The following is a 17,150-nucleotide window of genomic DNA, read 5'->3' on the forward strand; positions in this document are numbered from 1 at the left end:
GTCACGTGACCTGGGAACTGTCCGACCGCGATGTGCTGGTCGACGCGGGGCTGCTGTCGCCGGTGCGCGCTGGTACGCCGGTCGAGGCCGCGGTGAGCGACCGCGCGTGGCTGGCCGCGATGCTGGCGGCGGAAGCGGCGCTCGCGCGGGCCCAGGCGCGCCTGGGAGTGGTGCCTTCGGCGGCCGCCGAGGTGATCTCCGCGGTCGCCCGCAACGGCGAACTCGACGTGCGGCAACTGGCGTTGGCGGCACGTGAGACGGCGAACCCGATCGTCGGGCTGGTGCGCGCGTTCACCGGCCTGGTCGCCGAGGTCGATCCGGTCGCCGCCGAATACGTGCACCGGGGATCGACCAGCCAGGACGTCTTCGACACCGGCGCGATGCTGGTCGCGGCCCATGCCCTCGACCTCATGCGCGCCGATCTCCGTTCGGTGGCCGAGGAGTTGCGTCGGCACGCGGCGGCGCACCGGGACACCGTCATGGCCGGGCGTACGCTCGCCCTGCACGCGGTCCCGACCACCTTCGGCCTCAAGGCCGCCGGATGGCGCGAACTGGTGCTCGCCGCCGAGGACCGGCTCGGCCGGGTCCGCCGGGAAGGCCTGCCGATCTCGCTCGGCGGGGCCGCCGGCACCCTCGCCGGATACCTGGAGTTCGCCCGTGTCGACAACCCGGCGGACTCCGAACGCGAGACCTACCACGCGCGACTGGCACGGGAGTTCGCCGCCGAGACCGGCCTGGTGTGCCCGCGCCTGCCGTGGCACACGCTGCGTACGCCGATGGCCGACCTCGCGGCGGCGCTCGCCTTCACCGCGGGCGCGCTCGGCAAGTTCGCCGTCGACGTGCAGATCCTCACCCGGACGGAGGTCGGCGAGGTCACCGAGCCCGCGGTCGCCGGTCGCGGGAGTTCGTCGGCCATGCCGCACAAGCGCAACCCCGTGCTGGCCACGATGATCCGCAGTGCGGCCCTGCAAGTACCGGTGCTCGCCGCCGGGTTGACGCAGTCCCTGGTGTCGGAGGACGAACGTTCGGGCGGCGGCTGGCAGGCCGAATGGCAACTCCTGCGCGAGTGCCTGCGTCTGGCCGGCGGCGCGACGCACACCGCCGTCGAGCTGGCCGCCGGACTGGAGGTCCACGCCGACCGGATGCGCGCGAACGTCGACCTGACGGGCGGGCAGCTCGTCTCGGAGCGCATCGCCGCGGTTCTCGCGCCGCTCCTCGGCAAGGCCGCCGCCAAGCGGCTGCTCTCCGAGGCCTCCGACGAGGCGCGGAAGGCGGGGCTGCCACTCGGCGACGTTCTGGCGGACGCGGCGGAGCTCAAGGGGCTGGTCCCGCCGGAAGAACTGCGGGACCTGTGCGATCCGGAGCGCTACACGGGAGCGGCGGGCGCCCTCGTGGACGGGGCGCTGCGCGACGTGCCGGGCGCGGTGGGCTGAGCCGTCGGCACCGCCGGGAACCCCGGTGCGGCGGCCGCGGCGGCCGCCGCGGCACACCGGCCCGGCCCCGGGCAACCGCTCGGCGGCAGGGGCGGGCCTTCGGGCAGCGGGGCCGGGAGAGCCGGGGCAGGCGGTGCGGGACACGTGGCCGGAAACGTTTCGGCGTACGTCTGCTGCCCGGTCAGCACGATGCGCTGGACCCGGCGCAGCCCGGGCCCCGGGTCGACACCCAGTTCGTCGCGGAGCAGGTGCCGGAAGTCTTCGAGAGCGGCGAGCGCGGCTGCCTGCCGGCCCGAACTGTAGAGCGCCAATACGTGCAGTTCACGCAGGCGCTCGCGTAACGGATTCTCGGCCACCAGCGTGGACAGCTCCGCCGCCGCCCGCACGTGGCGTCCCAACTCCAGTTCCAGCGAGAGGAGTTCCTCGGTCAGAGCGAGCCGCAGGTCGGCCAGCGCGGCGCGCCACGACGCCGCGAACTGCCCGGGCACCCCGGCCAGCGGCGTACCCGCCCACAGCGCGAGCGCCTCCCGCAGGCACACCGCCGCGAGCGCCGTGCCGCCCTCCTCGCGCGCGGCCTGCGACCGGGCCAGCCACGCGTGGCAGCGCGCCAGGTCGAGGGCATCGGCGCCGAGCCGCAGGGCGTACCCGTCGCTGATCGACGCGATGAGCCGCTCGCCGCCGTCGTCCAACGACTGCCGGAGCCGGTAGATGTACGTGCGCACGGTCGCCGCCGCCGACCGGGGCGGCACCGAACCCCACACCGCGTCGATCAGCCCGGACGTCGACACCTGTGCCCCCTCGCGCAGCAGGAGTGCGGCCAGCACCGCCTGCTGCTGCGGCGCGCCCGTGCGGAGCTCCGAGTTGTCCCGCCAGGCCCGTACCGGACCGAGCACGGCAAAGCGTATTTCCCCGGTCATGCGACGCCCCTCCCGACGGACCACGGACATTCCCCAACCAACCATAGTTAATAGCCAGTAACAAGCGTCCCATCCGTAGTCTGGGGCCGACCCCAATCTTTCGTGCGATCCTCGGGCCCCGCCAACCGGATATCCGTCGTCCGGACGACCTACAACCCTTACCGTGCAAGGGACTTCGTGACCGACAGAGGCGAGCCGCGGCGGTGGTCGGGCGGCGGGGAATCGGCCCGGTCGGGCGGGTGTTGGGGAGGGGTAGGCGTGCGGCGGCCCGGAGCCGTCGGGACTACTGGGAACGAGGAGTGGCTTGTGGTGCGAGCAGGACACACCGTCAAGGCGGTTGCGGGAGCGCAGCATGTGAGGGTCGAGATCGACGGGCGGGTGGTGGCCGAGTCGCGGCGGCCGGTACTGGTGCACGAGACGGGCATGCCCGTCCGGTACTACCTGCCGCCGGAGGACGTGGCGCTGGACGCGTTGCAGCCGGCGGACACGCGGACGCACTGCCCGTTCAAGGGCGACGCCTCGTACTGGTCCTACCGGGACGGTGCCGGGCGGGTGACGGAGGACGTGGCCTGGGCCTATCCGGAGCCGTTGGCGGAGGTGGCCCTGATCAAGGGGCACCTGTGCTTCTACGACACCAAGGCGGCGGTCTCGGTGGACGGGCAAGCGCTGTAGGTCGGCGGGGGCGCCGGGTCGCCTCGTGAGCGGCTCCGAAGGTGGCGATTGCGTGGGACGATTCGCGTTGATCGGCTGCGGGGCGGGCGACGGCTCCCATGCCTGGGAAAGTGGCGGGCATGAGACGAGGGACAACCGCTGTGGTGTCGGCCGTCGGGCTGGCCCTGGCCGCGGCCGTACCCGCTGCCGCGGAGAGCGACGGCAAGGTCGCGACGATCAGCGATGCGCGCATCACCGAGTCCAGCGGTCTCGCGGCGAGTTCCCGGCACCCCGGGGTGTTCTGGACCCACAACGACAGCGGCGGAAAGCCGCAGTTGTTCGCGGTCGGCACGGACGGGACCGTCAAGGCGACGGTCACTTTGGCCGGCGCGAACGCCGTGGACTGGGAGGCGATCGCCCTCGGCAAGGACGAGAACGGCGAACCCGCCCTGTACGTCGCCGACATCGGCGACAACCGGGGACGGCGTACGGACGTGGCGATCTACCGGGTCCGCGAGCCGGACGTCCTGCGGGACACCCAACTGACGCCCGTGCGCTACCGCATTGCCTACGAGGACGGGCCTCGCGACGCCGAGGCGCTGATGGTCCATCCGTCCACCGACCGCATCCTGGTCGCGACCAAGGCCCTCACGGGCGGCGGGATCTACACGGCCTCGGGACCGCTGCGCGCGGACGCGGTGAACACCCTTACACGGACGGCAAAGGCGCCGGCCATGGTCACCGACGGCGCCTACTCACCCGACGGTTCGCGGTTCATCCTGCGCGGCTACCTGAGCTCCGACATGTACTCCGCGCCGGGCAAGTGGATCGGCAGTGTCGACAGCCCGGTGCAGAGGCAGGGGGAGTCGGTCACTTTCCGGCCGGACGGCGCCGCGGTGCTGTTCGGCAGCGAGGGCGCCGACAGCGTCATATGGCGCGTGATGCTGCACGGGGAGAACCGGCCGGATTCCGTACGTGCTCCCGCAGCCCCGGCAGCCCCGGCAGCCCCGGCAGCCCCGGCAGCCCCGGCAGCCCCCGCAGCGCCGCCTCGGACCGAGGCCGCGGCTCCGCCACCCCCGGCTCCGGCCTCACCCCCGGTTCCTCCCCCGACTGTTGCCCCGCCGCCCACGCCGGCTCCCGTCCCGACGGGCGGCACCTCGTCGTTGCCCGGCGGTGCCACGGTGCGGGTCGCCGACGAGCAACCGGACGACGCCAGCTGGCTGTCACCGGGCAACGCCTGGCTGTGGGCCGCCGTCGCGGCCGTGGGCCTGCTCGGCGCCGGCGCCGTACGCGCGGTCCGCAGCCGTTAGCGCACGACCTCGCCCGCGCGTCGGACGCGGGCACCAGGGGCGTCGGGGAGGCGCGAGTGTGGCACAACGGTCGGCGAGGGGTAGTGATCGGCCATGAGCCACACCCTCGCCGACCTCCAGGACCGGACGTTCGCCAAGGCCACGCCCGCGACCGACAGCACCTACCCGCCCGAGCGGCGGCTGACCGCCGAGCAGTTGGCGGCGTACCTCGACCGCCGCACGTACGCCGTCGTCGGCACCGCGCGCCCGGACGGCCGCCCGCACGCCGCGATGTCGATGTACGTCCGACGCGGGACCACGTTCTGGCTGCCGACCGTGTCCGGTTCGGTGCGGGCCCGCAACCTCCGCGAACAGCCCTGGCTGACACTCGTCGTCGCCGAGGCCGACGGCGACGCGCACATCGTGGTGATCCTCGAAGGGCCGACGGAGACGCTGCCGCTGGAGGACGCTCCGGAGGACGTCCGGGCCGTGGTCGAGGGGGACTGGCCCCGAGCGTGGATCCGGCTGCGCGCCGAGCGCCTGCTGTCGTACGCCGCCGAGGACGCCAAGCCGTAGAGAAGCGCCTGTGCCACGACGCCGAGTGCCGAGGGCCCTGTGCCGCGAGCCCTGTGCCGCGAGGTCCGGTGCGCGGGCGCGGCCCGTCCGCGCACCGGACTTCGCGACTGGCTTCAGGCGAGGTGCACGCCCGGTACGCCGTCCTGCACGGCCAAGGTCGCGCGTGTGCGGATCGGTGAGCCGGGGCGCGTGACGTAGTCGAGCACGCGGTAGTCGGTGCGCCACTGGTCGGGCGTCACGGTCACCGAGGCGTAGCCGCGCTGCGCGTTGAAGAACTTCATGTGGGGGTTGGCGTCCAGGAACGCCTGGCCCGCGGTGTCGACGTCGTAGCCGTCGCCGCCGCTGGTGATCGACGTGCCGACGAACTCCGAGCCGACGACGGGTGATTGCGGGTCGGCGTAGTCCAGGTGCAGGTTGGCGGCGTAGTTCTGGTGCCGGTCGCCGGTGATGACCACCAGGTTGCGCACCCCGCGCTCGCGCGCGGCGGCGAGGAGCCGGTTGCGCTCCGCGACGTAGCCGTCCCACGGGTCGTACCAGACGTCGGTGACCGCCGGGTCGGGGTTGCGGTCGGTCTGGATCATCGGCGCCTGGTTGCCGAGCACCTGCCAGCGGGCGCGCGACGCGCGGAAGCCGTCCAGCAGCCAGTCGCGCTGCTTGCCGCCGAGCATCGTGCGGTCCGGGTCGAACCGGTCGTCGCAAGTGGTGCCGCCGCCGTCGCCGCACGGCTGGTCGGAGCGGTACTGGCGGGTGTCCAGCATGGTGAAGTCGGCGAGGCGGCCGTACGGCAGCCGCCGGTGCAGGCGCACGCTCGGGCCCTTGGGGAGTTGGCCTGCGCGCAGCGGCATGTTCTCGTACATAGCCTGGAACGCGTCGGTGCGGCGCTTCAGGAACCGCTCGGTGGTGTCGTTGCCCTGTTTGGGGTCCCGGTTCTCCGGGATGTCGGCGGCCCAGTTGTTGTCCACCTCGTGGTCGTCCATCGTCTGGATCCACGCGTGCTGGGCGTGGGCGTTCTGCAGCGGCGCCTCCGACTTGTAGAGCGCGTACTGCAGGCGGTAGCGGGCCAGGTCCACCGTCTCGGTGTGGAACCGGGGGTCGGTGACCACCCCGCGCTTGTTGGTCCCGACGCCGTATTCGTAGAGGTAGTCGCCGAGGTGGACGACGAGGTCGAGGTCCTCGTTCGCCAGGTGCTCGTACGCGGTGTAGTACCCGTCCTGCCAGGCCTGGCAGGACGCGAAGGCGAACCGCAGGCGTCGCGGCATGGCGAACGGGTGGGGCGCGGTACGGGTGCGGCCGACGCGGCTGATCTCGTTGCCAACCCGGAACCGGTAGAAATACTCCCGTCCGGGGGCCAGTCCGGACACCTCCGGGTGCACGGAGTGGCCGAGTTCGGGGGTGGCGACCACGCTGCCGCGGCGCACCACGGCACGGAACCGCGGGTCAAGGGCGACCTCGTACGCCACCCGCACCGGGCGGTCCGGCATGCCACCGCGGCCGTCCACCGCGAACGGGTCGGGCGCCAGCCGGGTCCACAGCACGACGCCGTCGTGGGTGGGATCGCCCGACGCGACGCCGAGGGAGAAGGGGTGGCCCATGCCGCTCGGTGCGGCGTAGGCGGACGAGGCCGACCAGGCGCCGGTGCCGAGCATGACGGCACCGGTGCCGGCCGCCGAGATGCCGAGGAATCCGCGACGGGAGAGTTGGGGACGTGACATGGAACTCCGCCTCACTGTCCGGAAAACAGGGTTTCGCCGGTGATCACATCGACGCAAGAAGACGGACGTCTGGCGTCGGAGCGAACCTGCCCCTACCTCTCGTCGAACATCCGGAAGCCGGCGGACAGCGATACGGCAGCATTCGACCGGTTTCAGGCGAGGGTTCGGCGACCTCCTTGGCCGCGTTCCGGGGAGTCGGAGAATGCCGCCCGGAGGCGGGTCTCGGCCGCGGCGTGCGCCTGCCGCGTGATCGTCCCCGCCTCGGCGGCATGGTCCAGGGCCAGCAGCGCGGCCCCGGCGATCGGAGGAACGATCGCGACGATCAGCCGGGCCCTGGGCGCGCGTGCGGCCATGCGCGTGCGGACGCCGCGCAGCAGATGCGGCGGGCGGGCGGCGAGGACGCCGCCGCCGAGGGCGACGTCGGTCGCCCGGTCCAGGCGGCCGAGCCGGGTGAGCGCGGCGGTGGCGAGTACGGCCACCTCCTCGGCCTGCCGGTCCAGGATCCGCAGCGCCACCTCGTCGCCCGCCTCGGCGACCGCGCAGAGCACCGGGACGAGTTCGTGGAGCCGGTGCCAGGGGAGCGTGCCGAGGTGGGCGTCCACCGCGATATCGGTCGCCTGCGCGCGGCCGAAGTGCCCTGCGGCGGCCCGGGCGAGGGCGGTGGCGGGGCCGCGGCCGTCCTCGGCGCGCACGGACCACCACAGCACCTCCTCGAACAACCAGGCCCCGCCGCCCCAGTCGCCGGTGGTGCGACCGAGCGCGGGGAAGCGGGCGGTGCGTCCGTCCGAGGTACGCCCCACGCAGTTGATCCCGGCGCCGCACACCACCGCGACCGCGTCCGCGGCGGAGGTGCAGGAACGCAGTACGGCGAACGTGTCGTTGGTGACCGCGGCGGTGTGCGCCCAGCCCCGGCCGTCCACCTCGGCCCGGAGCCTGCGCTCCTCGACAGGCAGATCGGCGTTGGCCGCACAGGCGGTCAGGTGGTGGACGGGAAGCCGGACGCCGGCCTTCGCCGCGGCCTTCGCGACGATGCGGCCCAGTCCGTCGACCGCCGCCGGCACGCCGCGGTGCTGCGGTCCGAAGCCGCTGCCCCGGGCGGTGGCCAGGACCGTGCCGTCGGCGAGCAGGACGGCCACGTCGGTCTTGGAGTTCCCGGCGTCGACCGCGAGCAGGACCGGTGCCGCGTCCGGGGACTCCCGCGGTGGCGTCACCGCGCCCATGCCAGGTGCTCCCGGCCCGCCGCGACGAGGCGGTCGGCGAGGGCGTCGGCCAGGTCGTACCGGCCGATCGTCGGGTGGGCGAGGAGCGCGTCGTACACGCGGTGGCGTCCACCGCGCAGGGCCGCGTCGAGGGCGAGTTCCTCGTACGCCGCGACGCCCGCCACCAGCCCGGCGAGGAGCGGCGGCAGCGGCGCCACCGGCCGCGGCACGGCACCCTTCGGGCTTATGTCGCACGGGACTTCGACGACGGCGGCGTCCGGGAGGAAGGGCAGGGTGCCGTTGTTGCGGACATCTGCCACGCGCGGCACGGTCCCACTGTCGGCGACCGGGGCTCCGTGCAGGCCGCGGAGCAGGTCGACGGCGGCCTCCGAGTAGTACGCCCCGCCCCGGCGGGACAGGATCTCCGGCTTGGTGTCGACGGACGGATCGGCGTATGTGTCGAGCAACTGAGCCTCCAATGCCGCGACTTGCGAGGCCCGCGTGCGGGAGCCCGCCTCGCGCTGGTCGGCGACGACCGCGTCGTGGGCCCAGTAGTAGCGCAGGTAGTAGGAGGGCAAGATGCCGTGCCGCCGCATGAGTTCGAGGGGCAGACCGATCTCGGACGCCAGTTCGCCGCCGTGCGCTTCCAGGAGCCCGGGCAGGACGTCTCCGCCGCCGGCTCCGCGCCCGCGGGCCGCCTCGGTCCCGCGTACGCGGGCACCGCGAACCCACGTGAGGTGGTTGAGCCCGACGTGGTCGAGTTCGACCTCGTCCGGCGGCACACCAAGCCACTGTGCGAACCGGCGCTGCACGCCGATCGCGACGTTGCACAGGCCGACGGCCCGGTGCCCCGCGTCGAGCAGGGCCCGGGTGACGATGCCGACCGGGTTCGTGAAATCGACCAGCCAGGCGTCCGGGGCCACTTCGCGCACCTGACGGGCCACGTCCAAGACCACCGGCACGGTCCGCAGCGCTTTCGCGAGGCCGCCCGCACCCACGGTCTCCTGGCCCACGCAGCCGCATTCCACCGGCCAGGTCTCGTCGCCGTGCCGCGCGGCCTGGCCGCCGACGCGGAGTTGCAGCAGTACGGCGTCCGCGCCTTCCGCGCCGCGCGTGATGGAGTCGGTGACGGTCACCCGCGCCGGGTGGCCCTGCCGCGCCAGGATGCGGCGTACCACGCCGGCCACCAACTCGGTGCGGCCCAGGGCGGGGTCGATCAGCACGACCTCGCCGATGGGCAGGCTGTCGGCGGACCGCCCGAAGCCGTCCGCGAGTTCGGGTGTGTAGGTGGAACCGCCGCCCACCACTGCCAGCTTCATTGCCCTGGCCATCAACCCTTCACCCCTGTCAGCGTGATGCCCTCGACGAAGACCTTCTGCGCGAAGAAGAACACGAGGATGACCGGGGCCATCACGAGCAACGTGGCGGCCATGGTGAGGTTCCAATTGGTGTGGTGGGCGCCCTTGAACGACTCCAGGCCGTAGGACAGGGTCCACGCGCCGGGGTTCTCCGAGGTGTAGACCTGCGGCCCGAAGTAGTCGTTCCAGCAGTAGAAGAACTGGAACAGCGCGACGGCGGCGAGGGCGGGTCGCATCATGGGCACCACGATGCGCAGCAGGATCCGCACCTCGCCGCAGCCGTCCACCCGTGCGGCGTCGAGGTATTCGGACGGGACGGTGAGGAGGAACTGCCGGAGCAGGAAGATGGTGAAGGCGTCGCCGAAGGCCAGCGGGATGATCAGCGGCCACAGGGTCCCGGACAGGCCCAGATCCTCCGACCAGAAGATGTACATCGGGATCACGACGACCTGCGGGGGCAGCATCATCGCCGCGAGGACGAGCATGAGCGCGGCCCCGCGGAATCGGAACCGGAAGCGGGCGAGCGCGTACGCGACCGGGAGGCTGGACACGACGCACAGTACGGTGCCGAGGCCCGCGTACAGCAGGGTGTTGCGCCACCAGGTGCCGAAGCCCGGGGCGTTGAAGACGTCGGCGTAGTTGCTCCACCGCCACTCGTGCGGCCACAGGTCCCGGGTCAGTGTCTGACGGTCGGTCATGACCGAGGTCAGGAACAGGAACACGAACGGCAGGACGAAGAACAGCACCGCCGCGACCGCGAGGGCGTGTACGGCCACCCAGTGCAGCGCGGCCTTGGTACCAAGTCGCCCGGTCACCTGCCCACCTCCTCTCGTCGCTGGTCGTGCGCGGATGAGTTGCCGCGATCGCGTCGCGGCGATTGCCGGGTGGCCGGGGTCGCCGGGATAGCCGGAGTCAGTCGGGGCCGAGGAAGCCCGCACGGCGGCGCAGCAGCAGAGCCGTGGCCGCCATCGCGATGGCGAACAGGATCAGGGACAGGACCGCCGCGACCCCGGTGTCGAAGGTGGAGAACCCCGACTCGTACACCAGTTGGGGCAGCGTCAGCGTCGATCCCTGCGGGTATCCCGGCTCGAAGCTCTGCCCAGGGCCGCCCACGATGCCGCTGGCGACCTTTCCGGCGACCATGGCCTGCGTGTAGTACTGCATCGTCTGGATCACCCCGGTCACCACGGCGAACAGCACGATCGGAGTGATCGCCGGCCACGTGACGTAGCGGAAGCGCTGCCAGGGGCCGGCCCCGTCGAGGGCCGCCGCCTCGTACTGCTCGCGCGGTAGGTCGACGAGCGCCGCGACGAAGATGACCATCAGGTCGCCGATGCCCCAGACCGCCAGCAGGGTGAGTCCGGGCTTGGACCAGTCCGGGTCGTTGAACCAGCCGACCGTACCGATGCCGATCCCGTCGAGGAGCTGGTCGACCGGGCCGGTGGCCGGGTTGAGCAGGAAGACGAAGGCGATGGTCGCGGCGACCGGCGGGGCCAGGAACGGCAGGTAGCACAGCGTGCGGAACAGGTTGGCACCGCGCCGCAGCCGGACCGCGACCAGGCCGACCCCGAGGCCGAAGAGCACCCGCAGCGGCACCATGATCGCGACCAGCCACAGCGTGTTGCGCAGCGCCTGCCCCAGATAGGGGTAGTCGCCGAAGACGTAGCGCCAGTTCCGCAAGCCGACCCACACCGGCGGGTTGATGAGGTCGTAGTGGGTGAACGAGTAGTAGACGGTCGCGCCCAGCGGGTACAGGAAGAAGACCGAGAATCCGATCAGCCACGGTGACAGGAACGCCGCCGTGCGGGCGGCCCGCCGGCGCCGCTGCGCGCGCAGCGCCGGCGGAACCGCGGCTGTCACGGCCGGGCCTGGGCGTTGTCGGCGTCGATCTGCCGGTCGACGCCCTGCAGTCCGCCCTTGAGGTCGGACACCTGCCCGGCCTCCCACTTGTAGCAGAACTCCTGGAAAGTCACCTGGTACTGGCCGCCGTTGACGCTGGCGGGCGTGGTGTTGCTGTGCGGGTTCCGGAAGATGTCCAGGAAGGTCTTGAAGTGCTCGTCACCGGCGAGCGGCGTGGTGTTCAGCGCCGCGAACGTCGACGGCACGTTGTGGATGGTCGCCGCGAAGGTGTTGACCGCGTCGGTGTCGGTGGTCAGGTACTTCACGAACTCCCAGGCGGCGGCCTGGTGGTGGCTGGACCGGGCGATGCCGATCACGGTGCCGGCCAGGTAGCCGCGGCCGTACTTGTCCACCTGGTCGTCGGGGACCGGCATCGGCGCGGTGCCGTAGTTGAGGCCGGGCGCATCGTCCGCGATGCTCGCGGTCCGCCATTCGCCGTCGACCTGCATGGCCACCTGGCCGACCTGGAACGGGTTCTGCGCGGAGAACTCGTCGCCGAAGCCGCTGCGGAACTTCTCCAGCTTCTCGAACCCGCCCAGTGCCTCGACCAGTTCCTTCTGGTACGCGAGGAACTGCGCGGCGGCCGGGTCGGTGGCGAGGTTGGATTTGCCGTCCGCGCCCACGTACGTCGGTCCCCACTGGGCCATGACGTGCGCGGGGGTGAACTCGTAGCCGTGGAAGACCGGCATGGTCCCGGCGACCTTGATGGAGCCGTCCGGGTTGAGCTGCTGCAGTTTCAGCGCGGCGGCCTTGAACTCCGACATGGTCTTCGGCGGCGCCGTGATGCCGGCCGCGGCGAACATGTCCTTGTTGTAGTAGAGCCCGTACGCGTCCGCGAGGAACGGCAGGGCGCAGCGGCGGCCTTCGAACTGCGTGTAATCGAGGGTGGCCTTGGGGAAGGTCGCCGCGGGGTCGAGCGCGGACTTGGCGAGGAACGGCGCGAGGTCGACCCAGCCGCCGGACGAGCAGAACTGCCCGACGTTGTCGGTGGTGAACGACGACACGACGTCCGGGCCGTTCTTCGAGCGCACACCCTGGATGAGCTTGTCGTCGGTGACGTTGGACGTCGCCTTGACGGTGATGTTCGGGTGCTTCTCGTTGAACTTCCTGATGAGGCCGTCGAGGGCCGCGACTTCGCGGTCCTGGCTCCACCCGTGCCAGAACTTGATGGTGACCTTCTTGCCGGGGTCCTCGTCCGCGCCCGTTCCGGACGAACCGGAGCCCGAGCACGAGACGGTGAACAGCAGGGCGGCGGCGACGGGGGCGAGCGCCGCGGCGAACCGGCGGAATAGGGGTCGGTGCACTGGATCCTCCTCGGAGAGGCGGGACGACGTGCGGGGCGGATGGTCCGTTGGCGCCGGTCAGAGTGTGGTGAAGACGCTGTCGCGGGCGACGTCCAGGGCCGCGTGCACGGCCCCGGAGAGCACGGGGTTGCCCGGCACTTCGCCGAGCACGAGGCGCGGGCGCGGGATCGCGAGGCCGTGCAGCTGGTCCGTGACGCGGGAGAGCAGCTGCGGCCCGCCGCGCAGCGGGATCGCCCCGGAGAGCACGACGAGTGCGGGGTCGAGCACCGCCACGATCGAGGCGAGTCCGACCGCGAGCCGGGTCGCCAGTTCGTCGAGGAACGCGCACGCCCGGGCCGACTCTCCGGTCTCGCAGGCCCGTTCCGGCCGTTCCGCGGGGTCCGGCAGGTCCGTCCCGTCAGGCCGGTCCGCCTCGACGTGCGTGACGGCACGGGCGACGGCCGCGTCCGCGCCGCGCCCCTCGATGCCGTGCGCCCGGGCGAGCGCCAGCACCGCGGGCGCGCCCGCGAGTTGTTGGAACCCGCCGGTGTTGCTGCGGCCGATGTTGCGGGTGACCGGCGCGCCGGGCAGGGGCATGTAGCCGACCTCGCCCGCGCCGCCGGTGAACCCGCGGTGCAGGCGGCCGCCCAGCACGATGGCACAGCCGATGCCCTCGTCGACCCACAGCAGCACGAAGTCCTCGGCGTCGAGGGCGGCGCCGGCGCGCTGTTCGGCGAGGGCGGCCAGGTTGACGTCGTTCTCCACGTCGACGGTCGCGCTCAGGGATTCACGGATGGCGTCGAGGACACCGGGGGCGTGCCAGCCGGGCAGATGGCGGGCGTACCGGAAGCGTCCGGTCCCCGGATCGAACGCGCCGGGCAGGCCGAGGACGACGTGGGACAGGTCCTCGGGAGCCAGGCCGGCCCGGGCGGCGGCGGCGGCCACCGCTTCGCGGACACGCTCCGGGACGCGGGCGGGGGAGCGGCGCGGCGTCGCGAGCCGGTGCTCCGCGATGACGCGGCCGGCCAGGTCGGCGACGGCGACGTCGATGCGGGACGGGGTGATGTCGAGACCGGCGACGTGGGCCGCGGCGGGGTTGATCTCGTACAGCCGCGCCGCGGGCCCGGGCCGGCCGTCGTCGTCGGTGCCGACCGCGATGACGAGGCCCGCCTGTTCGAGGCGGGCGAGCAGCAGTGAGGCGGTCGGCTTGGAGAGCCCGGTCAGGGTACCGATCTGGCCGCGCGAGAGGCGCCCGTGGCGCAGCAGGAGGTCGAGGGCGGCCCGGTCGTTGATCGCGCGCATGAGGCTGGGCCGGCCGGCCTTGCCGGTGTCCATGCGACCTCCCCGTCCGCCCTGTGAAATCTGTCAGTTAGGTTTCCTGACAACCAATGACCAGGAAAATAGGACCGGTCGGGGAGGCGTGTCAACGCTCTGGCGCGCACGGGTTCCTGACGCGGACTTCCATGCCACGACGACAAGTTCGAGGGGATCAGCGGATGATGTCGGAGTCGAGGGCGACACGCAGCGCACGAACCGCGTAGTGGACACGTGACTTCACGGTCCCGACCGGCACACCGAGCGATGCCGCGACCTCGCCCACGCTGCGGTCACGGAGCACCGTCTCGACGACCGCGTACCGCTGCGGCGCGGACAGCCGCGCCAACACCTGCGCCACGGCCAGGCCGCTCAGCAGGTGATCCACATCGTCGTCCGCGGGCATGAACTCGAGCGGTTCCGGGCTGACTTCCTGCGGTCGCGCGCGACGTGCCCGCTGTTCGTCGATGACGATGCGCCGGGCCACCGTGGCCAGCCACGGCATCAGCGAAGGCGCTCCCGGGTCGAGCCGTTCCGCGTTGCGCCAGGCCCGGAGCATCGTCTCCTGCACGACGTCCTCCGCCCAATGCCGGTCCCCGCCGGTGAGGTTCACGCAGAACGAGAGCAACGGTGCCCGGTAGTCGCGGTACAGCCGTGCCACGGCGTCCCCATCCGGCGAGGCCGCGTCGCGAGCGGGCATCTCGTCCAACCCGGCCCCCGCCCCGTCTCTTCGCCGATCTTCTCTGGCGCGGGACCTTAGCCACGGGCGAGGAATGCGAGTGTCTGAACTGCGCGTGATTTGAGGTTTCCGCCGAGTGACGCCGACAGGCCGCCCGCCTGACGATCGCGTTGAACTGGTCGGAGAAGCCGTTGATGCCCTCGACGTTCTTCCGGAGCACCGTGTTCGCCTCGCGACCGCCGCGGTGAGCACCGAACCGCGGTCACGGCTAAAGCGAACCCGGAGTGGGTCGTTGCCATCGAGGGAAACCTCAAATCGCGCCCAGATGAAGCGTTTGCGCAACGTCGCGTCGCTACGTTTCGCCCAGAAGTGCCGCCGAGGCGAGGGGACGGGCGACATGACGCAAAGAAGGAAGCATGCGCGTCGGCGCGACGCCGCCGCGATCGTGGAGTCGTTGTACAGCGAGTACCGGGCGCCGCTGCTGGCCTTCTGCCTCAATCTGACCGGCGGGGACCGGCATTGGGCCGAGGACGTGATGCAAGAGACCATGGTCCGGGCGTGGCGGCATGCCGACGACCTGGACCCTGAGGCACCGTCGATGATGCCGTGGCTCGCCACGGTGGCCCGCAGGCTGGTGATCGACGATCTTCGGGCCCGCAGCGCACGACCGCAGGAAGTCAACCAGGACCCACTGGAGTTCCTTCCCGGCCGAGACCACATCGATGCGATGCTCCGCCGCATGGTGGTGACCGACGCGGTCCGGGAACTGCCCCCGCCGCAGCGCGAGGCCGTCGTCGAGACGATGCTGCGCGACCGCAGCGTGGGCGACGCGGCGCTCTACCTGAATGTCCCGGTGGGGACGGTGAAGTCCCGCGTCCACTACGCCTTCCGAACCCTGAGGGTGTCACTCGCCGAGCCGATGGCGAGCTGACACGGACGGCGAAGGAGCGCGGAATCGTGCACGCCAAGATCGACCGCACCGCCGAACACGCCGGTGGGCTGCGTGTTTCCGCCGTGTTGCGGTCCTGCGGGATTGCCGCCGCACAGGGCGCAAAAGACGGTGCATGGGGCATGCTGACTAGCGCCGGTCGCGCCGGTGCGCGGCCAACCTGGGGACCGGAGATTCTCCGAAGAGGGGAGCTACCCGCGGCATGAGGAATACCGACCCGTTCGACTTCTTCCAGAAGCACCGCGACATCATCTTCCGGTGGTCGGCCATCCTGGGCATCGCCCTGGTGGTGTTCCTCATCGTGCGCTTCTTCGCCATGCGCCTCGGCGGCTGGCGGGCCGCGTGGCGTCGGTTGTGCCGCGAAGTAGCGCTCACCGCGTACGCTTTCAGCGCCCCCGTGCGGTCGTGGATCCGTCATCGGCAGTCGGCGCGGCGGCTCGTCCTGGCCCTCGGCGCGCACGCGTCCTGGCGCGACGCCGAACAGGCCCTGAAGGACGCCCGGTCGGCCGCCGCACCCGCCCAGCCGTACGCCGTGTACGTCGACGCGGCCTCGGTCACCGTGCTGTTCGCCGCTCGCGACATGCCCCCGGCATCGGGCATATGGCAGACCGACCAGGAGGACCCCGCGGCATGGACCGCGCCGCGGACGGCACTGCCGCCCGTCACCGCGGACGCGGGGGGAGTACGACCGATTGTCGTCGCGCTCGGGGAGGCCGGGCAAAGCTGCGTTTTCCTCGACCTGGCGATCGGCCCACCGACCGTGGCGGTGGAGGGCGAACAGCGCTCCCGCAACGCGCTGTTCCAGGCCGTCGCCGCACAGGTCGACGCCCGCCTGCCCGCTCCGCAGGCCGTCATCGCGGAAGGCGTGCACGCCGACTTCGCCGGTGAGCCGGTGCGGGCCGCGTACCGCACCGCACTTGCGACCCCGCCCCGACTCGGCATACCGGCGTTCCTGATCACCGCCGCCCTGCCCGACCCGCTTCCCCCGGAACTCGCCGAACCGCCCCGCGAGGTAACGGAGATGCGGATCCTGCTGCGCGGTCCGGGGCGCGGGTACGTGCGGACGCTGCTGACCGACAGGCACGGTCGTGCCGCCGTGCCCGGAACTCCGCTGCTGGTCACATGCCATGCGCTCGGCGCCGCACTCGCCAAGGTGCTGCCCCACATCCCGCCGGTGCTCCCTCCCGCGCCGGACCCGAACGCCGACCTGGGGATCGCGGGCGCCGACCTCTTCGAGGAGGTGGTGGCGACGGCACGCACCAAGGCGCCGGACGCGGCGGGTGCGGCACCCGCGGTCGCCGACCTCTTCGAGGAGACGTACGAGATCGGCCAGACCGCAGAAGGCCCGGAGGTCGTGGTCACCGCGACCGGTACCCGGGAACTCTTCGAGGAGGCGGGCGAAACGGCGGGCACGCGGACCGGGGGGGAGTACGTGCGCCTCGCCGACGTGTGGGAACCCACCGAAGCCGCGGCGCCGGCCCCGACCATGGCAGCGGACTACCCGCCGCCGACCGGGGACCCGGTCGACTTCCTTCCACCGCCCAGCGGAATGCCGTTCGCGTCGTTCCCGCCACCGGGGGAGTACAGCTCCGGACCTGGCCCTGGCCCCAGGGCCGGGGCCGCCGCCGGGTCCGAACCCGAACCCGAAACCGAGGCCCGGCCCGAGCCGGAGCGCGCACGGGAGCCCGCGTCCCGCCCCGCTCCCCGCGCACCGGACGACGAGGAAGAGGAGTCCCCGCCTCCCGCCGTGTCGGCCGCCGACCTGGCTCCGGAACCGTCGAACGGCTCCTCCGTCGCCCGGTCGCGCTCATCCGCCGGCCCCGGCGCCGGATCCCCGCGACCGTGACCGGCCGCCCGGCACCGCGTACTCCGCGGAGTCCCACGTCCGCCG

At 72.3% G+C, this 17,150-nt stretch carries 15 protein-coding genes; 6 read left to right on the plus strand and 9 right to left on the minus strand.

All coding sequences use genetic code 11. The features are described 5' to 3' along the window. Window positions 1-5: 5 nt before the first annotated feature. The gene (pcaB, locus tag ACWD12_RS11750; RefSeq protein WP_450099394.1) at window positions 6-1,433 is read left to right on the plus strand and encodes a 3-carboxy-cis,cis-muconate cycloisomerase; all 1,428 of its coding nucleotides are present in this window, start codon (window positions 6-8) and stop codon (window positions 1,431-1,433) included. Here pcaB and ACWD12_RS11755 read toward each other — a convergent pair. Then, window positions 1,367-2,350: an AfsR/SARP family transcriptional regulator gene (locus tag ACWD12_RS11755; protein ID WP_450099395.1), complete on the minus strand. Its 984-nt coding sequence runs from the start codon at window positions 2,348-2,350 to the stop codon at window positions 1,367-1,369. The two genes, pcaB and ACWD12_RS11755, sit on opposite strands and share 67 nt — an antisense overlap. Window positions 2,351-2,656: 306 nt before the next feature. Between ACWD12_RS11755 and ACWD12_RS11760 the strand changes: the two genes are divergently transcribed. From ACWD12_RS11760 to ACWD12_RS11770, 3 genes are all read left to right on the plus strand, one after another. Then, window positions 2,657-3,022, plus strand: coding sequence for a DUF427 domain-containing protein (locus ACWD12_RS11760; protein ID WP_450099396.1), 366 nt, complete (start codon window positions 2,657-2,659; stop codon window positions 3,020-3,022). Window positions 3,023-3,141: 119 nt separating this feature from the next. Further along, a complete protein-coding gene (locus ACWD12_RS11765) occupies window positions 3,142-4,311 on the plus strand; it encodes a hypothetical protein (RefSeq protein WP_450099397.1) in 1,170 nt (389 codons plus the stop codon). 93 nt (window positions 4,312-4,404) lie between these two features. Beyond that, complete coding sequence (locus ACWD12_RS11770) at window positions 4,405-4,866, plus strand: pyridoxamine 5'-phosphate oxidase family protein (protein ID WP_450099398.1); 462 nt, start codon at window positions 4,405-4,407, stop codon at window positions 4,864-4,866. 113 nt (window positions 4,867-4,979) lie between these two features. Here ACWD12_RS11770 and ACWD12_RS11775 read toward each other — a convergent pair whose 3' ends face one another. From ACWD12_RS11775 to ACWD12_RS11810, 8 genes are all read right to left on the minus strand, one after another. After that, complete coding sequence (locus tag ACWD12_RS11775; protein WP_450099399.1) at window positions 4,980-6,578, minus strand: alkaline phosphatase D family protein; 1,599 nt, start codon at window positions 6,576-6,578, stop codon at window positions 4,980-4,982. Window positions 6,579-6,730: 152 nt separating this feature from the next. After that, entirely contained in the window at window positions 6,731-7,798 is a 1,068-nt protein-coding gene (locus ACWD12_RS11780; RefSeq protein ID WP_450099400.1) for an N-acetylglucosamine kinase, read from the minus strand. Then, window positions 7,786-9,096: a family 4 glycosyl hydrolase gene (locus ACWD12_RS11785; RefSeq protein ID WP_450099645.1), complete on the minus strand. Its 1,311-nt coding sequence runs from the start codon at window positions 9,094-9,096 to the stop codon at window positions 7,786-7,788. Before ACWD12_RS11785 ends, ACWD12_RS11780 begins: the two co-directional genes overlap by 13 nt. An 11-nt stretch (window positions 9,097-9,107) precedes the next feature. Continuing rightward, window positions 9,108-9,950, minus strand: coding sequence for a carbohydrate ABC transporter permease (locus ACWD12_RS11790; protein WP_450099401.1), 843 nt, complete (start codon window positions 9,948-9,950; stop codon window positions 9,108-9,110). Window positions 9,951-10,047: 97 nt separating this feature from the next. Beyond that, window positions 10,048-10,995 carry a carbohydrate ABC transporter permease gene (locus tag ACWD12_RS11795; protein ID WP_450099402.1) on the minus strand — a complete coding sequence of 316 codons (948 nt, stop codon included), beginning with the start codon at window positions 10,993-10,995 and terminating at the stop codon, window positions 10,048-10,050. Then, window positions 10,992-12,338 carry an ABC transporter substrate-binding protein gene (locus ACWD12_RS11800; RefSeq protein ID WP_450099403.1) on the minus strand — a complete coding sequence of 449 codons (1,347 nt, stop codon included), beginning with the start codon at window positions 12,336-12,338 and terminating at the stop codon, window positions 10,992-10,994. Before ACWD12_RS11800 ends, ACWD12_RS11795 begins: the two co-directional genes overlap by 4 nt. A 57-nt stretch (window positions 12,339-12,395) precedes the next feature. Continuing rightward, complete coding sequence (locus ACWD12_RS11805; protein WP_450099404.1) at window positions 12,396-13,652, minus strand: ROK family protein; 1,257 nt, start codon at window positions 13,650-13,652, stop codon at window positions 12,396-12,398. A gap of 154 nt (window positions 13,653-13,806) precedes the next feature. After that, complete coding sequence (locus ACWD12_RS11810; protein ID WP_450099405.1) at window positions 13,807-14,292, minus strand: sigma-70 family RNA polymerase sigma factor; 486 nt, start codon at window positions 14,290-14,292, stop codon at window positions 13,807-13,809. Between the two features lie 415 nt (window positions 14,293-14,707). Between ACWD12_RS11810 and ACWD12_RS11815 the strand changes: the two genes are divergently transcribed. Both ACWD12_RS11815 and ACWD12_RS11820 read left to right on the plus strand, forming a co-directional pair. Further along, complete coding sequence (locus ACWD12_RS11815) at window positions 14,708-15,241, plus strand: sigma-70 family RNA polymerase sigma factor (protein WP_450099406.1); 534 nt, start codon at window positions 14,708-14,710, stop codon at window positions 15,239-15,241. 220 nt (window positions 15,242-15,461) lie between these two features. Next, window positions 15,462-17,105, plus strand: coding sequence for a hypothetical protein (locus ACWD12_RS11820; protein WP_450099407.1), 1,644 nt, complete (start codon window positions 15,462-15,464; stop codon window positions 17,103-17,105). The last annotated feature ends 45 nt before the right edge of the window (window positions 17,106-17,150 follow it).

Source organism: Streptodolium elevatio, assembly GCF_053592165.1.

Excerpts from the sequence above, each read along its gene's own strand:
- ACWD12_RS11755 (WP_450099395.1), bottom strand. The coding sequence starts at position 2,350 with ATGACCGGGGAAATACGCTTTGCCGTGCTCGGTCCGGTACGGGCCTGG.
- ACWD12_RS11765 (WP_450099397.1), top strand. The coding sequence starts at position 3,142 with ATGAGACGAGGGACAACCGCTGTGGTGTCGGCCGTCGGGCTGGCCCTG.
- ACWD12_RS11770 (WP_450099398.1), top strand. The coding sequence starts at position 4,405 with ATGAGCCACACCCTCGCCGACCTCCAGGACCGGACGTTCGCCAAGGCC.
- ACWD12_RS11775 (WP_450099399.1), bottom strand. The coding sequence starts at position 6,578 with ATGTCACGTCCCCAACTCTCCCGTCGCGGATTCCTCGGCATCTCGGCG.
- ACWD12_RS11780 (WP_450099400.1), bottom strand. The coding sequence starts at position 7,798 with ATGGGCGCGGTGACGCCACCGCGGGAGTCCCCGGACGCGGCACCGGTC.
- ACWD12_RS11785 (WP_450099645.1), bottom strand. The coding sequence starts at position 9,096 with ATGAAGCTGGCAGTGGTGGGCGGCGGTTCCACCTACACACCCGAACTC.
- ACWD12_RS11805 (WP_450099404.1), bottom strand. The coding sequence starts at position 13,652 with ATGGACACCGGCAAGGCCGGCCGGCCCAGCCTCATGCGCGCGATCAAC.
- ACWD12_RS11815 (WP_450099406.1), top strand. The coding sequence starts at position 14,708 with ATGACGCAAAGAAGGAAGCATGCGCGTCGGCGCGACGCCGCCGCGATC.
- ACWD12_RS11820 (WP_450099407.1), top strand. The coding sequence starts at position 15,462 with ATGAGGAATACCGACCCGTTCGACTTCTTCCAGAAGCACCGCGACATC.